This window comes from Psychroflexus sp. MES1-P1E (genome assembly GCF_002836055.1).
Taxonomy (GTDB): Bacteria; Bacteroidota; Bacteroidia; order Flavobacteriales; family Flavobacteriaceae; genus Psychroflexus.
The window spans coordinates 1-1012 of the sequence record NZ_PJBS01000002.1; the positions used below are offsets into that span (position 1 = coordinate 1).

Annotated in this window: 1 protein-coding gene; it reads right to left on the reverse strand. The window is 34.4% G+C overall.

Translation table 11 applies throughout. The annotated features are described in order from the left end of the window. Positions 1-193: 193 nt before the first annotated feature. The coding region (locus CXF67_RS00030) for a tyrosine-type recombinase/integrase (protein WP_145990312.1) at positions 194-1012 on the reverse strand (819 nt) is incomplete at its 5' end.

The window sequence follows — 1012 nt, forward strand, 5'->3', positions numbered from 1 at the left end:
ACTACCTGATAAGCTGTATTTGCATCCATACCTAATTGCGAAATTAGGTAGATACAAAACCCTTTAAAAGAGGAAAGTCACGCTTACTTACGCTTACTTACGCTTACTTACTGATACATTCGGATAAAGTTGTTTTCATCTGTTTATTTGACTTTACTTCCTTTTTACATCAGTAATTAAGTCAGCTTAATTTCTATTTAAATAAATGCGAATAATCTTCTGGTAATTCAGCATCGATATCTCTTAAATATTTCTCTAGAGCAGTCATGGTTGAATGACCCGTTATCAGCATGAGTTTACTTTTGGTTTCGTTTGGTGAACTTTGCTCTCTTAACTTTCGGTATAATTTGGTAATAAAAGTATGTCTAAAGCTATACAAGCCAAACTCCTCTCCTAGCCCGAAATGATCTTTGACCTCTTTAAAGCGTTTAGAAAATTCGGTTCTCCTGTTGGTTTCCACTGCATTCCATTCTTCTCCAATATTGAAACGTCCAAACAATAAAGCATCGGGAGACATTTTGGAAAGATCTGGAATATCCTTGATAAGAATATCTGGGATAATTTTGATTTTTACGGGTTGATTTTTAGCCTTGACATAAAGCTTCTTATCTTTAAAATCAACGTCTCTTATTTTTAGTCTACAGACTTCAATAGGTCTAAGGAAATTAAGACTGATAAACTTGATAAACAGATGTAAGGTAGGGTCGTGTTTCTCCAGGTAGGTATTGATTTTCTTTTCCTGAGCAGGCGTATAAGTCTTATTTCGCTTGGGAACGGTCTTTAATTTTGGTATGGATTGTACGAAATTGGATTTTACAATCTCATTTTCTTCTAAAAGCTGAAATAAGGAAGCGATATCCGTCCGAGAATTATTACGGTTTCTGGCACTAGTCTTTTGCACAATACCATTTAAATATTGATTAACAGTCTTTTTGGTGATGCTGTTAATCGGCATATCGAATAGCTTTTCTTCAAGCAACCACTTTTCAAAAAGACCAATTCTACTCTTATA